This is a genomic window from Yersinia antarctica (assembly GCF_056636475.1).
The window spans coordinates 11,360-25,964 of record NZ_JBSJQF010000003.1 but is presented as its reverse complement, the minus strand read 5'-3'; the positions used below and the strand labels follow the sequence as shown (position 1 = coordinate 25,964).

Below are 14,605 nucleotides of genomic sequence, written 5' to 3'. Positions count from 1 at the left end.
AAAGGCGGAACCAAAGCTTCCTGACTTGACTGTCTGCTTTGTGCCAATAGCGGACGTAGCTAACACTAAAACGAATTTAAAATCTAGGAGCCTCAACGTGAACGCTGTTTTTTGCTACGCTTCCTTGCCTCTTTTATCTTTTTTTGAGCTATCTTTTTTTCAATACGCTTTTTTTTATCAAGGCCCCATTCCCGAACGAAACGCAACAAACCATCATGCGTTATGCAGCGAGTAGATACTCTAAAAATACCTCATTCGGTGAGCTGTATTCCAGAGATTTGCGCCCCCGAGTGTTGAGGATGTGCTCCAGTCTCGCAATATCTTCATCGCTGACGCCATTAAAATCGGTTCCTTTCGGATAAAACCGCCGTATCAGACCGTTGGTATGCTCATTCAACCCCCGCTCCCAGGAATGATAAGGCCGGGCAAAGTAAACCTTTGCGCCCGTTACCTGAGTGATGTCCTTATGTTTCGCAAACTCGGGTCCGTTATCTGCCGTCAGGGTTTTAAACTCGCAGAAAGTATTCGCCACGATGTCCCTGAACGCTTCCACGACGCTCTCAGCGCACTTATTGGGGAGTTTACGGATAATGACCTGCTTTGTGGCTTTGTCCACGACCGTCAGCAGGAATGACTTCTGGTCTTTGCCAAAAATCGTATCGATTTCAACATGCCCGGGAACCTGTTTGAGTTCAGCCTCAGCAGGCCTGTGCTCAATGCCAACCCTGTCCGGGATGGGCGTGCGTCCGGGCTCACCCGTATCATAGCGATAGCGTTTACCCCGGTGAGGGAGCTGAAGGTAAAGCTTACCGCCAGCCTGTCTGTCCGAACGGATATAGCGGTAGAGGGTATTTTTGCTGACGGCGATATCAAACTGGATTTTCAGTCTCCCACAGATAACCTCAGGGGAGGTATGTACAGCCAGCGCCTGCCGGAGAAAGTCTTGTGTCTGCTGGCCCAGAGGGACACAGGCATTGTGTGCCGAGGTGGCGCCCCGCCGTTGTCTGGCTAAGGCATCAGCGCGTCTGGAGGAGTAAAGTCCGTTGAAGGCGGGGTCCGTATTACGTCTGAGCTCCCGGCTCAGCGTAGAGCGAGAGACGCCGAGCTCTCTGGCAATGCAGGACTGATTAACGCCTTCAGCTTTTCGTTTTTCGATGTAAAAGCGCTCATGCTGAGTCAAATGTTTTCCCTTCATGCAACAGGGTCTCCGACAGGGTCAATACGGCTATTTTATCCGTACCTGACCGGTGGGTCACTTTGTTGCATTTCGTTTGGGAATTGGCGGAGTCGTAAAAAATATATTTTTATTTATTCAATTGATTTTTATTGTTTTTTTTATGTTTATTTGAAGTCATTTCTTCGAGATATTCTCTCGTTTTTTCGCGATTAAATGTAGATTAAGAGAATCTAATCGGCAAAGTCACGCCATGATTAACTGTTGTGTAAGAGCTTTCCTACACCAAGTCAGCTTGCAGTCTTATATACAAGGAATATCTTAAAACGTTTAATAGACGCATAAATTCTGAATTCATATTTTTGTTCTGGGTCAGCCAAATAAAAATGAATTCAACTCCCAGGCACCAGGCCTATTAACGTTTGGGTATCGCAACGCGATAAACATAATATCAGGATTATTTAAATGAAAAAGCAACTGGCTAAAATCACTGTACTGTCTTCTTTGATTTTTGGTATTAATGCTGCCAATGCAGAAGCACCGACTGCAGAATTAAAAGTAATAGGCACGTTGACTGTGCCAAGCTGTACCATTACTCCTCCGGATGAAGGTGTTTACGATTTTGGTAACCTGTCTTCATCTTTAGTTAAATCAGGTACTGCGACTACGGCTCTGACGCCGATGACTAAAACCTGGACAATAAGCTGTGATGCAGAAACTTACCTGAACTTTACACCGGTAGATAACCGCACTGCATCTGCCAGTGTTGCGGGAACAACTAACTTCGGTATGGGTAACGTGAATAACACCGGCAAAATCGGTTATTATACTGCACAAATGAAGAGTGCCACTGTCGATGGTAAAGTATCTAACGTCTTCTCATCCGCGACCTCAACCTTTGCTGTAGCAACAACTGCTCCGCTGACAACAGGTCTGCGTACCGGTTGGTCATCTGCTGCTAACACCCAGAGCACCGGTAAAGTATTTACTGCTGATATTACGGTTAGCCCGATTTTGGCTGGTACCACGACGATGGGTGGCCCGATCACTGAAGATGCAGAAATCGATGGCTCAATGACAATGAACTTCTCATTTGGTATTTAATGATTATGAAAAGCTTGATAATAAAATCTGCCATTTTATCTTCTTTGTTATTAGGCGTTGCCGCTCATGCCGCAGCCCCTACTGCTGAATTGAAGGTTAAAGGGAATCTGGGTATCCCAACCTGTACCATCAATGCCCCGGATGGCGGTGTTTACGATTTTGGTGAGATTCCATCAAGCCGGATAAAAAATGGTACAGCAGTAATATCATCGGGGTCGATCACCAAAACTTGGACAGTCACTTGTGATAGCGTGACGTACCTGAGTTTAAACGCGATTGATAACCGCAAAGCTTCTGTTAGTGATAACACCGACATTCGCAATTTCGGTTTGGGCTTTGTGAATGGCAGCGGAAAACTGGGTTTTTATAAAACCACGATGAGTAAGGCTACTGTCGATGGCGTGAGCAGTTTACTCTATTTTATTGACGCTAATAACATACTGCAGGGCGGACATGCTTTTGAGGTGCTAACCAATAATGTCCGCTTTGGTTGGTCTGAAAATGCGACGACAGCAAAAGCAGGTAAAGTATTCAGTGCCGATTTTACGGTAATACCGACATGGGCAGGATCAACTACCATGGGCGGGGCCATCACTGAAAATATCAATATCGATGGTTCTGCGACTATGAATTTTTCTTTTGGTATTTAATTCATAAAAATCCTATACATCAGGTTGTTTTCGATTTTTAATAGCCTGGTGTACTTTTTATTGCATAAAGCAATATTGTCTATTAATTCACTCATTTTCCTTGTTTTAGGACACCATTGTGTTTGCGCGTTGTGTTGCGTTTTCATTTACAGCATTCCTCTTGTCTCTCTTCCCTGTAGCGGTTTTCTCCGCAACAAAAGAGGGCGCGGTAGCATTTGACATAAAAACACTGGAAGGTTTGGGATATTCGGCGGAATTAGCGGATTTTTTCAGCAATAAAGATAAATTTTTACCCGGTCAACATGATGTCACTATCATTGTGAATGCCAATAAAACCTATCATATTGAAGCTACCTTCGACAGTGAAGGGAATTTATGTGTAGACAGAAAGTTATTAATTGCATTGAAGTTACGTCACAAAGATAGCGGCGACAGTTGTGAAGACATTGAAGCCTTGTGGCCTGGTGTGGCTATAAAACTATTTCCCGGCCAATTCCGGGTTGAAATGACGTTGCCCCAAGAGGCATTTGATCCTGAGATGGAAGGCAGTGATTACCAAAGTGGCGGTCATGCATTATTATTGAACTATAATCTGTTCGGCCAGCGAATTGAGAGCAATGGCGATAACCTTAATTTATTCCAAGGACAGTTTCAGCCGGGGATTAACTTTAATAACTGGGTACTGCGTAACCGGGGATCCTATACCTATAATCAAGGGGTAGGCCATTATGATAATCAGGAAACCTACGCATTACGCGCAGTGGAATCATTGAAATCAGTGGTGCAGTTAGGTGAGTTTGGTTTAGTCGGTGACACCTATTCCGGCTTGCCGATCGCTGGTGCCCAGATATATTCCGATAATGCTCAACTGAATAATACACAGTTGGTGGTGCCCATTGAAGGCATTGCCAATACCAACGCAACTATTGAGATTCGCCAGCGCGGACGAGTTATTTACCGCACCGTTGTACCTCCTGGCCCATTTTCGTTATCCAATATCAGTAACTTTTCCAGTGGCGTGGTGACGGATGTTGATGTTATTGAAGAAGATGGTACCCAGCAGCATTTTACCGTATCGAATGCGCTGGATCCTAACTTTGAACAGCAGGCGACGACCTACCAATTGGGATTAGGCCGTTATCGCGATAGTCTGAATGACAGTGAGAGCAAGTCACCACTATTGGCATCGGGTGAGATGTCTTTTAACCCGATGAGCGCATTGCGTATGACTTCTGCCGGGCTGCTTTCCCCTGATTATCAAAATATCAATGTACAAAATCTTTATAGTGGGCTGGAGAATGCCTGGTTTTCGGCAGCGGCAAGTTACTCTAATACTAAAAATGTCGGGCAGGGTTACCAGCTCACCTTACAAAATCAGGTCGCAATTAACGGAAATCTGAGCGCTTCATTGTCGACAGTATATGACTCATCGAGTTATTGGTCGCCGGATAGCGCCCTGAGCAGTGGCAATAATCTGAATGACTTGAAGTACGGTAAACTGAAGAATTCAACGTCGGCAGCGATGACGTGGGCGCATCCTCGTTGGGGCGCTTTTTCCTATGTTTTGTCTAATAATATGTATTATCAGGCGGCTGATAGTGTTTCTCACACATTCTCAGCAAGCGAACAATTTGGCCGGGTGACCACGACGCTAAGTTTTCAATCCACTTCGCAGGGACAAAATGCGTTATATGTGGGTATCACTTTGCCATTGGGTAACGGTTCACTCAGTGGTCGGATGCAGCGTAATAATGGCAATATGACCTTAGGCAGCACCTATCAAGGTCGCTGGGGAGACAACAAAGGTTACCAGGTAGGCATAACTGGCAGTGATAGCCAGCGGCGTATTAATGGGGCGGTGAATATGAACTCGGCGTATACACAACTGGCGGGTGGGGTTTCTCAGGCAACCAACAATAGCCGCTCAGCGTATGTTTCTGCTAATGGTTCAATGGCTTATGCCAATAGCACTTTTGCCACTTCTTCGTCAGCAATTGGTGATACTTTTGCAGTAGTGAATATACCGAGTCAGTCTAATTTGCGTATTTCGTCACCGAGTAGTGGAACATCGATTACCGATTATGCAGGGACGGCATTATTGCCATCAGTGATGCCTTATACGGCATCAAAAGCACAAATAAGTACTAAAACATTGCCACTGAATATTCGCCTTAACAGTACCAGTGCCGATTTGAAGATGACTCGTGGCACTGTCGTTACCCGTAATTTTGAAGCAACAGAAACTCGCCAGTTATTGCTAAGTATTCGTGATAGTAACGGTGAAATGTTACCGGTAGGGGCTAATGTGCTTGATGAAAAAGGTAATTTCCTGGGAACCATTATTGGCGATGGTAACTTTATGTTGGAAAACAAAGCAATTGGTACAACGTTACGTGTTAAGGCTACCAATAGTAATGAATGTGTGGTGAGTTATGTTGAACCGGAGAAGTTTGACCCGGATGCATTATATGAAGTTGCTGACGCTGTATGTCATTGATTTATTAAATTGTCGAGCAAGCGCCCCATTCCCGAACGAAACGCAACAAACCATCATGCGTTATGCAGCGAGTAGATACTCTAAAAATACCTCATTCGGTGAGCTGTATTCCAGAGATTTGCGCCCCCGAGTGTTGAGGATGTGCTCCAGTCTCGCAATATCTTCATCGCTGACGCCATTAAAATCGGTTCCTTTCGGATAAAACCGCCGTATCAGACCGTTGGTATGCTCATTCAACCCCCGCTCCCAGGAATGATAAGGCCGGGCAAAGTAAACCTTTGCGCCCGTTACCTGAGTGATGTCCTTATGTTTCGCAAACTCGGGTCCGTTATCTGCCGTCAGGGTTTTAAACTCGCAGAAAGTATTCGCCACGATGTCCCTGAACGCTTCCACGACGCTCTCAGCGCACTTATTGGGGAGTTTACGGATAATGACCTGCTTTGTGGCTTTGTCCACGACCGTCAGCAGGAATGACTTCTGGTCTTTGCCAAAAATCGTATCGATTTCAACATGCCCGGGAACCTGTTTGAGTTCAGCCTCAGCAGGCCTGTGCTCAATGCCAACCCTGTCCGGGATGGGCGTGCGTCCGGGCTCACCCGTATCATAGCGATAGCGTTTACCCCGGTGAGGGAGCTGAAGGTAAAGCTTACCGCCAGCCTGTCTGTCCGAACGGATATAGCGGTAGAGGGTATTTTTGCTGACGGCGATATCAAACTGGATTTTCAGTCTCCCACAGATAACCTCAGGGGAGGTATGTACAGCCAGCGCCTGCCGGAGAAAGTCTTGTGTCTGCTGGCCCAGAGGGACACAGGCATTGTGTGCCGAGGTGTCGCCCCGCCGTTGTCTGGCTAAGGCATCAGCGCGTCTGGAGGAGTAAAGTCCGTTGAAGGCGGGGTCCGTATTACGTCTGAGCTCCCGGCTCAGGGTAGAGCGAGAGACGCCGAGCTCTCTGGCAATGCAGGACTGATTAACGCCTTCAGCTTTTCGTTTTTCGATGTAAAAGCGCTCATGCTGAGTCAAATGTTTTCCCTTCATGCAACAGGGTCTCCGACAGGGTCAATACGGCTATTTTATCCGTACCTGACCGGTGGGTCACTTTGTTGCATTTCGTTTGGGAATTGGCGGTAGAGTGCAGTTTGCGCGGCCTGAAGCGCGGTGATGGCCTGCCTGTACCTGTCATTTTTAGCGGTTGCCCGGCTCAGTTCTTGACGCAATCGCTGTAATTCTTGTTGCTGCTGCTCATAGGCACCGATAATTTTCTTGATTGCGCTGCTTGCCGTTCTCTCGCCCGTCAGCCCTTGAACCACTGCGATCTCTGCATCCTCGGCGGCACTTGTTCTAAGTGTGATATTCCCCATATCATCCCCTCAAAAAATAAATAAGCCAATAACTTATTAAGCTAATAATTAATTAAGCTATTAGCTTAATATGTATAATCATTCACCTGACTTGTTTTTCAAGATCACACTGATTTTTTCAGCCTCACCTAGACCAGAAAAAACCTCTATGGCCGCTTTGATCACATCCGAGCGTGTTATACCCAAATGACCATTCATCGCGGCGTGTTTAATAACCGCGTCCAAAGCATCGATATGCGATCCCGTCAAGCTGGCAGAAATGGCTTTATAATTCCTCTGACGGCCTTTCCCTTCTGTTTTCGGCAATGAGGTAGCCCCATTGATAAAATCGTCTTCTGATTTGATGTTTCGGTTTCTCACAGGATCACTTCCTCAACCAGATTTTTAATCTCTTCTTTCGCTTTTTCGTTCTGACTTTCCTGCACAGAGATACTCTCCCCCCAAGTATCACGATAAATCTTGCGATCACAGATACGACTGGAGGTGAGGGTAAGCGGCGGATACTCGTTTAACAGTTCGGCGGCTTGGTGCGCTTCATCAACAAAAATATTTGTCGGACACATATTTAAAAGGACATACCCCTTGGCATTCTCGTTGTAATCGAGCGCGGTATTAAAGACTTTGGAGATATGTGCAACGGTATCGAGATCCATTTGTGAAGGACGCAGTGGAGTAATAAAAATGTTAGCGGCCAACAGACCGGAACGGAGTTCCTGACTGTCACGTCCTGCGGTATCAGCGATCACATAAGCATAGTGTTTATCCAGCTCGTACAACGTATTTTTAATGTTGCCGGACGCCGACACAACGGGTAAGCGCTGCCGGGTTTCATCCCTGTCGTTATACCAGCTCATGACAGATTGTTGATCATCGGCATCGACAATCATCACGCTATGCCCTTTTTCCAGTAGATATCCCGCGATGTTTACCGCGAGAGTTGATTTCCCTACTCCGCCCTTTTGAGAACCAATAACAATTATCATAGACACCTCACTAAGTTATTAAGCCACTAAGTTACTAAGCTAATAGTATTTTAGCTTAGTAAGTGATTAAGTCAATAACTTATTAGCTTAACAAGCTAATAAGTTAATTAGCTTTAAATCACCACTGTAATGTGCTGGCATTCTTAACGTGCCTGGGCGTTCCACTGTAGCCTTTTTGCTGGCATTCCGGGCCGTTTGGGCGTCCACCTGCAAGCTATGACGTTAAATTCTGACAGAGCAGATGGGCAAGGGCTTGCAGGCGATCTTACACATTTACGCACGAATCCTTACGCCTAGTTAACTTATCTCCCACTGCTCGCCGAAAGACAAAATTAGTGAGCAACGCGAGTCTGTATTGTCGAGGAAGCAGAATATCCGTGACGCTGGCCCCATTCCCGAACGAAACGCAACAAACCATCATGCGTTATGCAGCGAGTAGATACTCTAAAAATACCTCATTCGGTGAGCTGTATTCCAGAGATTTGCGCCCCCGAGTGTTGAGGATGTGCTCCAGTCTCGCAATATCTTCATCGCTGACGCCATTAAAATCGGTTCCTTTCGGATAAAACCGCCGTATCAGACCGTTGGTATGCTCATTCAACCCCCGCTCCCAGGAATGATAAGGCCGGGCAAAGTAAACCTTTGCGCCCGTTACCTGAGTGATGTCCTTATGTTTCGCAAACTCGGGTCCGTTATCTGCCGTCAGGGTTTTAAACTCGCAGAAAGTATTCGCCACGATGTCCCTGAACGCTTCCACGACGCTCTCAGCGCACTTATTGGGGAGTTTACGGATAATGACCTGCTTTGTGGCTTTGTCCACGACCGTCAGCAGGAATGACTTCTGGTCTTTGCCAAAAATCGTATCGATTTCAACATGCCCGGGAACCTGTTTGAGTTCAGCCTCAGCAGGCCTGTGCTCAATGCCAACCCTGTCCGGGATGGGCGTGCGTCCGGGCTCACCCGTATCATAGCGATAGCGTTTACCCCGGTGAGGGAGCTGAAGGTAAAGCTTACCGCCAGCCTGTCTGTCCGAACGGATATAGCGGTAGAGGGTATTTTTGCTGACGGCGATATCAAACTGGATTTTCAGTCTCCCACAGATAACCTCAGGGGAGGTATGTACAGCCAGCGCCTGCCGGAGAAAGTCTTGTGTCTGCTGGCCCAGAGGGACACAGGCATTGTGTGCCGAGGTGGCGCCCCGCCGTTGTCTGGCTAAGGCATCAGCGCGTCTGGAGGAGTAAAGTCCGTTGAAGGCGGGGTCCGTATTACGTCTGAGCTCCCGGCTCAGCGTAGAGCGAGAGACGCCGAGCTCTCTGGCAATGCAGGACTGATTAACGCCTTCAGCTTTTCGTTTTTCGATGTAAAAGCGCTCATGCTGAGTCAAATGTTTTCCCTTCATGCAACAGGGTCTCCGACAGGGTCAATACGGCTATTTTATCCGTACCTGACCGGTGGGTCACTTTGTTGCATTTCGTTTGGGAATTGGCGCTGGAATTTAGCACTGCCACTCAACAGCCTGAATTTTCCTTTATTGAGGAAACTATACCTGTGGATATATAAGCCTCTACGGGGCTGTAGTGCTGTTTAACCGTTTTTTGTGGTCAGGGGGTGATCTCTTGGATCTCTAGGCTTGTAGGTGCTGAATATCTGCTTTTTAAAGCGGTTGTAACACCTATACCAAATCATGTTCAGGTGTTTAAATTATATTAACTCTGTTATGAAATTTGAAGATAAAAACGAGGCAACGCCGCGTTAGTTGTTTTTGTTTCTTTGTTTCTTTGTTTCTTTGTTTCCTGTTTAAAGGTGAACTAACTACAGTTAAATCATAAAGATATAACTGTATTAGTGACTCGTTTAGTGGCTATAAGTGAGTTATTTAGTGGTTAAGGGTGAGTGATTTAGTGGCTATAGGTGACTCGTTTAGTGGCTACAGGTGATGATTTTATTTGTGGATAACTTTGCTTTATTTAACGTTCCTTCAGATGATTTTGATCTGAAATGGATCTTTTGTACAAATAGTATGAAAAATCTGAAAAATATTGAGTTTTCTAGAAAAGAATGTGGATGCTCATATGAATATATATTTTTTTCGCGAACTGACTCGCTTTGCTAGTTTTGGCTGGGATAAAAGGTGACTGATTTAGTGGTTAAGGGTGATCTATTTAGTGGTTTTAAGTGATGCTTTTAGTGGTTTTTTAATACCCTATAGTAAAGATGTGTACATACATAGGTTCATCTGTATGTTGTTGAATTTATTTGTTAAATAATGTTTAACCATATGAAAGAAATGAATTATAGGTGACATTATATAAAATATTTATCACCTTTTGTTGATTTGATTTTATTAGGGTGATAAATTGAAGGTAATTAATCACCTCTAGGATATTTCAGTTATGGAAAACCGTTCAAAACTTATTGTTTCCCAAGGAAATGATTTACTGGAAGGGGCATACAACATATCTCGCGATGAGATTCGTTTTCTATTTCTGGCATTAACTAAGATAGATAGTAAAATTCCTCAGCCTGATGGCTTATATACTCTGTATCCTGCTGAATTTGAGAAAATGTTTGGTGTGAATAAAGCGCATATCCATCAAAGCTTAAAAAACGCTGCATCGTCGCTAGGTAAAAAACCTATTTACACGTATGAATATAATGAGAAGAAAAAGCGAATCGATAGAGTAGAGCGCTTCTGGTTTTCATCTATCAGATATGATGAGTCCGGCGTCGGTGCTGATGTCACCGTTCGCTTCTCTCAAGATGTAGCCCTTTATTTATATGAGTTAAAAAAAGAGTTCACCCAGCTAAAAATTGATGTGATAGCAAAACTTACAGACTCACCATTTGCTTTGCGTTTATATAGCTGGCTAATTAAATATAAAAACCTTTCAAGATGTATGAATAGTGAAAAAGTTATTACAACTGATGCAATTGATATTGAGTGGATGAAAGAAAGGGCAGGGTTAGCAGGTAAATATAAAGAGTATAAATTTTTCAAGAGAGACATATTGGAACCAGCGATCAATGTAATTAATGCAAAAACCGACATATCAGTATTGTGGCAACCCATTAAGCAGGGCCGAAATATTGTATCTATAAAATTCTCATATGTTGAAGAAAAAAACTCACTGGGATGTAAACCACTTAGACCGCGCTTACCTAGAAGACCCAAAGCTATCAAAGGTTCAGCAATGGAAGGGGAGTGGGCTTCTAAGTGTATTTCTATTATGAGTGAGTTTAAAAAATCACTTATAGCCTATGATCCTAATGAAAAAATTTCTGTATCAGATTTAAAGAAATGGGTGCATTGGTGTGAAATTATTGGTGATAAATATCAAATGAAAGTAATAAATGCTGAGATAAAAGAACGGACAAAGTAAATCAATGGAATGGAAAATATAAGGATATTGAACTGAGTACAAAATAACCGAGTGAGAGCAGTCGCCAGCAACAACGTGGTTCAGACGATGTCACTGGCTAACCATACAACCTGTTTAGGAGGCCGTAATGGCTGATTTGAATTTTACACATCTTCATGGTCTTACTCAAATGAAGATACTTTTCCCAGAACTGACTGAAAAGCAGTTTAGACTAACTTACTATTGGGTAGTAGGTGGTGATATGGTCGATATAGCCAAACTGTCGGAGTCTTCACTGGATGCTGTAAAAAAAACACTCCAGAGAACGCGGCAAAATTTAGGTTGTGACAGACTAGAAAGGGGTCAGTTTGGATATCGAAAATTATTGTACGTTAAGGCTGTTTTTTGACCTTTCGACTTTAGCTGGTCTCAGGCGACGAAACTTACCGGAAGCCGGTATCCGGTTGCTTTTCCAGATATAATCGCCTGTCAGATTGATGTGCTCCCAGCCTAATGGGGACAAATGCGACAACAGTTGTTCGTTGATCTTCAGCCCTTTACGCTTGAGGGCATCGACCGCTCTTTCCATATACACGGTATTCCACAGCGAGATCGCCGCCGTCAGCAGCGTCAGCCCACTGGCGCGATAGCTCTGATTTTCCGGTTTTCGATCCCTGATTTCTCCCAGCCGGTGCATAAATACCGCACGCGCCAGGGCGTTACGGGCTTCACCTTTATTCAGCCCCGCCTGTACCCGTCGACGTAGTGCAGGATCGCGGAACCAGTCGAGCATAAACAGCGTTCGCTCAATGCGACCAATTTCTCGCAGTGCTTTGGCCAGCCCGTTCTGTTTAGGGTAGCTGGCAAGCTTTTTCAGCATCAGGGATGCCGTCACTGTTCCCAGCTTTATCGAGGCCGCCAGCCGTAGTACTTCATGCCAGTGAATTTCGATCTCTTTCAGATTCAGGCTGGTCGTGGATATCAGTGACTGAAGCGCCGGGTATTGATCTGCTTTCCCTTTGATAAACAGCTTCTTGTCGTGGAGATCCCTAATTCGTGGACAAAATGCAAATCCCAGCAGATGCATCAGGGCAAAGACATGATCGGTGAAACCTGCGGTATCGGTGTAATGCTCTCTGATTTCTAGGTCACTTTCGTGGTACAGCAAGCCATCGAGCACATGGGTTGAATCCCTGACCCGACTAATTATGCAGGTGTAAAACGGGCTGTATTGATCCGAAATATGGGTATAAAACTGACGTCCAGGCTCCTGCCCATATTTCGGGTTAACCTGCCCTGCGTAGCGGCCTGAGCTGCCTGTTCTGAAATTCTGTCCATCTGATGATGACGTTGTCCCGTCTCCCCAGAATGCCGCCAACGGCCGTTTCCCCTGCGCATTTACCAGCTCTGCAAGGGCGGCTGAATAGGTTTCGTCACGGATGTACCATGCCTGAATATCTTCGAGTGATGATTTGGTGCTCCCGGGGCAGGCTTCTGCCATTTTGGTCAAACCAAGATTGATGCCATCCGCAAGAATGGTGGTGAGAAGCAGGCGGGTATCGGGACGGGTAATGTCATTTTTTATATGCGAAAAATGTCGGGTAAACGTCGTCCAGCTATTTACCTCGTCGAGAATTTCCGTGATTTTAGGGCGCGGTAACATGCTGTAAACCAGCTCTGCCAGCGGTGAAACCTGCACCGGAACGCAGTTATCCAGCGGAGAGACTTTTACGCCCCTGTCAGATATTTCCACATCGGGCAGTTCACCAAGGGCAGCCATGGCATTGACCTCTTCAAGTTTAGACTGAAGCAGAGTCATACGGCTGGTAATGTACTCATGATAATCAGCAGATACGGGCAGTGGCAGCGCCGGTGTGAGTTTGTCAAAGTCCTTTTCGGGAATGAGGTAATCATCAAAGTTTTTGTAGCGGCGTGAGCCTTTAACCCAGATATCCCCGGAGCGCAACGCTCCCTTAAGCTCGCTGAGCGCACAAAATTCATAGTACTGCCGGTCAATACCCGCAGGTGTAATCACCACCTTGCGCCAGCTTTCAGGGACAAACTCAAGAGGCGCTGTCACCGGTACTTTACGTGACTGTTTCCGGTACATATCTTTGATCACAACCAGCGCATCAGCCAGAGGTTGCGCTGCCGGGGTTGCGACTAACTGTAAAGCGGACAACATGCGAGGGGCATATTTCCGTAATGTGCTGTATTTCTCGGTAATAATATGCAGCGGGTCAAAATTATTTTTTCTGGCGAGATGGCGAGTTTCCTCCAGACTGGCGACAAATTCAGGCCATGGCAGTATGTTTTCTATTGCGAGCCATGGATCGCCACCGGAATCACGGGCTTCAGACAGAGCCTGACCGACATCGATGTATTGCCTCAGTTTTGACTGGATCAGCTTTCCAGCCTGCTGAAGGCGCTCAGCCTGTGTTCTTTTGGCTTTGCTGAAAAGGCTGTTCAGCATTCGCTCATGCAGCTCAATCACTTCGTCTGTCAGTGTGGCTCTGGCTTCTTCCAGCACACACACCAGGATCGCATGACGCCGGGCTGCTGAAAATCTGGTCAAATCCCGGCTGCTCATCTTTCGGCCTTCCCGCGCCAGTTTCAGCAACCGGTTCTGGTGAATGGTACGATCTATACCTTCCGGTAATGCCAGCGATTCAATGCTACTGAGCCGATCAAGATGTTGCAGCACGTTCTTACCATTGATTTTACCCGGCGGTTGCAGAAGCCATGTCAGCCTGGAAGGCTGATTATCTGATGACTCAAGTAAACGATCCAGGGCATCCCTGTGAGCCGGAGTTAACGGGGCATTCAGGGTCTGAAATACAATTTTATCTCCGCCTGCCATGGCTTCCGCGCAGGTACGCTCCACAACATCAATCGCAGGGATTATCACGTTGTTCTGCCGGAGATAGACCAGTAACTCTTCGGCCAGGAGAATACCTTTATCAGTGCGCGTCGCCATCGACAGCAGGTGTGTAAGACAGTCCTGTTGTATTTTGCTGGTGAACGCTTTTACGTCAAGATATCGGTACAGTTCGGTTAAATGCTCACGCCGGGTTGTATCCCTGCCGGAAAGGTAAGCAGGCCAGAGATCCCCGGTGAGTTTTAGCCTGCTGGCGATATGCTTCAGCAGCGCGTCAGATGGTGGAGTTTTTTTATCTGGGGAAAAGCCGACATTTTTCAGATAGCAAAGAAGGACGGCGAAACCAAAACGGCTGGCGGGTTTACGGTGAGCCCTGATAAGCGCCAGATCATGTTCACTGAAATACGCCATTCGGGTCAGCGTTAACTCATCGTCTGGTAATGCCCGTAATGATTCTCTTTCCGACAGCGAAAGAATCTGCCTCCTTGCCATATAGTTTCCCTCGTAAATTATTCAGTGTGGTGTTTTTAACGAAAATGGTTATCGCATAAGGGTACACCCTGACACCATAATCAAAACGTGACGGCACACGATGAATGACA

12 protein-coding genes are annotated in these 14,605 nt (G+C 45.9%); 5 read left to right on the top strand and 7 right to left on the bottom strand.

Annotation, left to right across the window (positions count from 1 at the left end):
- Positions 1–220: 220 nt before the first annotated feature.
- Positions 221–1,195 carry an IS30 family transposase gene (locus ACWJJO_RS23140; protein ID WP_481090692.1) on the bottom strand — a complete coding sequence of 325 codons (975 nt, stop codon included), beginning with the start codon at positions 1,193–1,195 and terminating at the stop codon, positions 221–223.
- Between the two features lie 444 nt (positions 1,196–1,639).
- Between ACWJJO_RS23140 and ACWJJO_RS23135 the strand changes: the two genes are divergently transcribed.
- The 3 genes from ACWJJO_RS23135 (at position 1,640) to ACWJJO_RS23125 (ending at position 5,425) form a co-directional block, all read left to right on the top strand.
- On the top strand, positions 1,640–2,278 hold the full coding sequence (locus ACWJJO_RS23135; RefSeq protein WP_481091626.1) for a DUF1120 domain-containing protein: 639 nt from the start codon (positions 1,640–1,642) through the stop codon (positions 2,276–2,278).
- Positions 2,278–2,928, top strand: a complete 651-nt coding sequence (locus ACWJJO_RS23130; RefSeq protein ID WP_481091625.1) for a DUF1120 domain-containing protein — start codon at positions 2,278–2,280, stop codon at positions 2,926–2,928. The genes ACWJJO_RS23135 and ACWJJO_RS23130 overlap by 1 nt, the downstream gene beginning before the upstream one ends.
- 118 nt (positions 2,929–3,046) lie before the next feature.
- Positions 3,047–5,425, top strand: coding sequence for a fimbria/pilus outer membrane usher protein (locus ACWJJO_RS23125; protein WP_481091624.1), 2,379 nt, complete (start codon positions 3,047–3,049; stop codon positions 5,423–5,425).
- Between the two features lie 60 nt (positions 5,426–5,485).
- On the opposite strand, the gene ACWJJO_RS23120 is transcribed toward ACWJJO_RS23125, so the two are convergent.
- The 5 genes from ACWJJO_RS23120 to ACWJJO_RS23100 form a co-directional block, all read right to left on the bottom strand.
- Positions 5,486–6,460 carry an IS30 family transposase gene (locus tag ACWJJO_RS23120; RefSeq protein ID WP_481090619.1) on the bottom strand — a complete coding sequence of 325 codons (975 nt, stop codon included), beginning with the start codon at positions 6,458–6,460 and terminating at the stop codon, positions 5,486–5,488.
- A 35-nt stretch (positions 6,461–6,495) separates the two neighbouring features.
- Positions 6,496–6,783 (bottom strand): hypothetical protein, encoded by a 288-nt coding sequence (locus ACWJJO_RS23115; protein ID WP_481091653.1) that lies wholly within the window; start codon positions 6,781–6,783, stop codon positions 6,496–6,498.
- 78 nt (positions 6,784–6,861) lie between these two features.
- Positions 6,862–7,143 carry a hypothetical protein gene (locus tag ACWJJO_RS23110; RefSeq protein ID WP_481091652.1) on the bottom strand — a complete coding sequence of 94 codons (282 nt, stop codon included), beginning with the start codon at positions 7,141–7,143 and terminating at the stop codon, positions 6,862–6,864.
- Positions 7,140–7,766, bottom strand: coding sequence for a division plane positioning ATPase MipZ (locus ACWJJO_RS23105; protein ID WP_481091651.1), 627 nt, complete (start codon positions 7,764–7,766; stop codon positions 7,140–7,142). The genes ACWJJO_RS23110 and ACWJJO_RS23105 overlap by 4 nt, the downstream gene beginning before the upstream one ends.
- Before the next feature lie 424 nt (positions 7,767–8,190).
- Complete coding sequence (locus ACWJJO_RS23100) at positions 8,191–9,165, bottom strand: IS30 family transposase (RefSeq protein ID WP_481090692.1); 975 nt, start codon at positions 9,163–9,165, stop codon at positions 8,191–8,193.
- A 994-nt stretch (positions 9,166–10,159) separates the two neighbouring features.
- On the opposite strand from ACWJJO_RS23100, the gene ACWJJO_RS23095 reads away from it, so the two are divergent.
- Together ACWJJO_RS23095 and ACWJJO_RS23090 are read left to right on the top strand one after the other, a co-directional pair.
- Complete coding sequence (locus ACWJJO_RS23095) at positions 10,160–11,146, top strand: replication initiation protein (protein WP_481091650.1); 987 nt, start codon at positions 10,160–10,162, stop codon at positions 11,144–11,146.
- Positions 11,147–11,273: 127 nt separating this feature from the next.
- Entirely contained in the window at positions 11,274–11,534 is a 261-nt protein-coding gene (locus ACWJJO_RS23090) for a hypothetical protein (RefSeq protein WP_481091649.1), read from the top strand.
- Here ACWJJO_RS23090 and ACWJJO_RS23085 read toward each other — a convergent pair.
- Entirely contained in the window at positions 11,508–14,495 is a 2,988-nt protein-coding gene (locus tag ACWJJO_RS23085; RefSeq protein WP_481091648.1) for a Tn3 family transposase, read from the bottom strand. The two genes, ACWJJO_RS23090 and ACWJJO_RS23085, sit on opposite strands and share 27 nt — an antisense overlap.
- Positions 14,496–14,605: the final 110 nt, after the last annotated feature.

Bases quoted from the DNA above. Each gene is read 5' to 3' on its own strand.
- ACWJJO_RS23140 (WP_481090692.1), bottom strand. From the start codon at position 1,195: ATGAAGGGAAAACATTTGACTCAGCATGAGCGCTTTTACATCGAAAAA.
- ACWJJO_RS23135 (WP_481091626.1), top strand. From the start codon at position 1,640: ATGAAAAAGCAACTGGCTAAAATCACTGTACTGTCTTCTTTGATTTTT.
- ACWJJO_RS23130 (WP_481091625.1), top strand. From the start codon at position 2,278: ATGATTATGAAAAGCTTGATAATAAAATCTGCCATTTTATCTTCTTTG.
- ACWJJO_RS23120 (WP_481090619.1), bottom strand. From the start codon at position 6,460: ATGAAGGGAAAACATTTGACTCAGCATGAGCGCTTTTACATCGAAAAA.
- ACWJJO_RS23115 (WP_481091653.1), bottom strand. From the start codon at position 6,783: ATGGGGAATATCACACTTAGAACAAGTGCCGCCGAGGATGCAGAGATC.
- ACWJJO_RS23105 (WP_481091651.1), bottom strand. From the start codon at position 7,766: ATGATAATTGTTATTGGTTCTCAAAAGGGCGGAGTAGGGAAATCAACT.
- ACWJJO_RS23100 (WP_481090692.1), bottom strand. From the start codon at position 9,165: ATGAAGGGAAAACATTTGACTCAGCATGAGCGCTTTTACATCGAAAAA.
- ACWJJO_RS23095 (WP_481091650.1), top strand. From the start codon at position 10,160: ATGGAAAACCGTTCAAAACTTATTGTTTCCCAAGGAAATGATTTACTG.
- ACWJJO_RS23090 (WP_481091649.1), top strand. From the start codon at position 11,274: ATGGCTGATTTGAATTTTACACATCTTCATGGTCTTACTCAAATGAAG.
- ACWJJO_RS23085 (WP_481091648.1), bottom strand. From the start codon at position 14,495: ATGGCAAGGAGGCAGATTCTTTCGCTGTCGGAAAGAGAATCATTACGG.